Below are 2,010 nucleotides of genomic sequence, written 5' to 3' on the forward strand. Positions count from 1 at the left end.
TCAGCCGTGTGCTCTTCCGATCTGCCGCCTGCGCGCCGGCGCACCGGGCCGCAAGCTGGTGGGCCTGTTCTACGACTGCGCGCATCGCCACCGCCCCGAACTCGGCAGCGCGGCGCGCTGCTGGGCCGCGCGCCGCAGCCTGCCGCGCGACGCGGTCGAGCGGCTGATCGCGGATCCGGCGCTGGCTTCGCGCGTGCTGTTCGTGAGCCTGCATCATCCGACCGGCGAAGCGCTGGCCGGTGGGCTGCCGCGCGGGATGCGCCACTACGCGCCCGACATCGACGGCTTCGACGACACCGCCGCCTGCATCCGCGAACTCGATGCCGTGATCGCCGTCGATTCGTCGGTGGCGAACCTCGCCGCGCTGCTCGGCGCGCCGACCTGCGTGCCGGTCAACCATTCCGGCGACTGGCGCTGGGGCAGCGCGGGCGCTACGTCGCCGTGGCTGCCGGGCGTCACGGTGCTGCGCCAGCGCGACAGCGGCGACTGGCGGCCCGTGCTCGATGGGCTGGCCGCGTGGCTGGTGCAGGCGGTGCTGGGTGAGGAAGCCGGGACGGCGATGGCGTAAGCCAGTAGTGCTCGCTTGACGCGATTCTCGGCCGCCCTGCGCGGCTCGCTCGGGCGGCGCAGGGCGAGCAAACCGGCGCGGCGTTGGCGGATGCCGATGCCCGCGTGATGCGATTTTCCGCTTCCCTACGTGGCTCGTTCAGGCAGCGCACGGCGAGCAAACCGGCGAGACGCCGACGTAAGCCAGTGCTCGCTTGACGCGACGCCCGGCTGCCCTGCGCGGTTCGTTCAGGCGACGCCCGGCGAACCAACCAACGCGCCGCCAACGTCACCCCGCCCCCTCTCACGCGACCCTCGGCTTCCCGTCGTGCGGCCCGAGCGCCCGTTCCGGCCAGTCGGTCCAGCGGTCGTCGCGCGTCGCCTCGTGCGCGGCGTTCAGCGGATAGCGGATGCGGTTCTCGTCCTTCGGCGTCTCGCCCACCACGATCAGCCGCACCTCGTCCGGCGTGTTGTTCAGGAACGTGTGGCAAATGCCCGTACCGGCCGGGAACGCCACCGCGTCGCCCGGCGCGAGCCGGTGCAGATGGCCGTCGATCCAGACATCCGGCGTGCCCGCGACCACGTAGGCGAACTCCTCCTCGGCGCTCTCGGCGTGCGGGTACGACGTGCGCCGGCCCGGCAGCAGCCGCACGTGATGGATGCCGATGCGCGTCAGCCCGAGCTTGCGCGCGAGCGGCGCGCCGAGGCCCATCGGCTCGGGATCGCCGGGGTAATGCCCGGCCTCCGGCCCTTCGAGTTCGGTCCAGTGCTTGATGAAATCGGGGCGCGACATCGCGAGGCTCCTGTGGGCATGGTGGGGAACGGGCATGACAGCACGCATGTGCCGCGCTGTCCACCCGCCTCGCGCATTCGGCCCCCTGGCGCTCAGGAACGCGCCACCAGCACGGCCTTGGTGCCGTCGGCCGGCTCGAACGCCATCGCCTCGCCGATCCGGTCGAACGCGAACGCCGGCCCGAGCCGCGTGCGCAGCGCGGGGTCGTCGATCAGCCCCTCGAGCGCCGTCAGCGCACGCACCAGCCGGGCCGGATCGCGCACCGTCGCGCTCTCGAAGTTGCTGAAGCGGCGGATCGTCAGATCCTTCATCATCAGCAGCGCGGTGGCGATCGAGAACGGCTCGTCGCGATCGAGGAAGCCGTACGTGTAGATCGTCGAGCGCGGCGCCAGCGCAGGCGCGAGCGCGCCGAGCAGCGCGCCGCCCACGCCGTCGAACACGGCTGTCGCGTTCAGCGAGGCCGCCAGCGGGCCGAGCGTCGCGGCCAGTTCGGGGCCGGCAGATCGGAAGAGCGTTGTGTAGGGAAAGAGCGTTGGTGGCAGTGGAGATCTCGGTGGTCCGCGGATCACTAGAAAAGAACATCTCGCAGGCGGCACGTCAGTCTCTCGACGTGAAGTCAGATTCTAGCTCGATTTTCATCGTCGCGCAGTATGTCCATGCGAGTTGCCTCT

General features: G+C 71.1%; 2 protein-coding genes and 1 pseudogene. 1 reads left to right on the top strand and 2 read right to left on the bottom strand.

Annotated elements, in window-relative coordinates; all coding sequences use genetic code 11:
* Window positions 1-568: pseudogene (locus tag G3N92_RS33525) on the top strand (hypothetical protein); the annotation flags it as partial.
* Between the two features lie 282 nt (window positions 569-850).
* On the opposite strand, the gene G3N92_RS33530 reads toward G3N92_RS33525, so the two are convergent.
* Together G3N92_RS33530 and G3N92_RS33535 are read right to left on the bottom strand one after the other, a co-directional pair.
* Complete coding sequence (locus G3N92_RS33530; RefSeq protein ID WP_206131794.1) at window positions 851-1,339, bottom strand: cupin domain-containing protein; 489 nt, start codon at window positions 1,337-1,339, stop codon at window positions 851-853.
* Window positions 1,340-1,431: 92 nt separating this feature from the next.
* Window positions 1,432-1,779, bottom strand: a complete 348-nt coding sequence (locus G3N92_RS33535; protein ID WP_206131795.1) for a hypothetical protein — start codon at window positions 1,777-1,779, stop codon at window positions 1,432-1,434.
* Between the last annotated feature and the right edge of the window lie 231 nt (window positions 1,780-2,010).

Source organism: Burkholderia sp. Ac-20379 (assembly GCF_017104645.1).
Classification (GTDB): Bacteria; Pseudomonadota; Gammaproteobacteria; order Burkholderiales; family Burkholderiaceae; genus Burkholderia.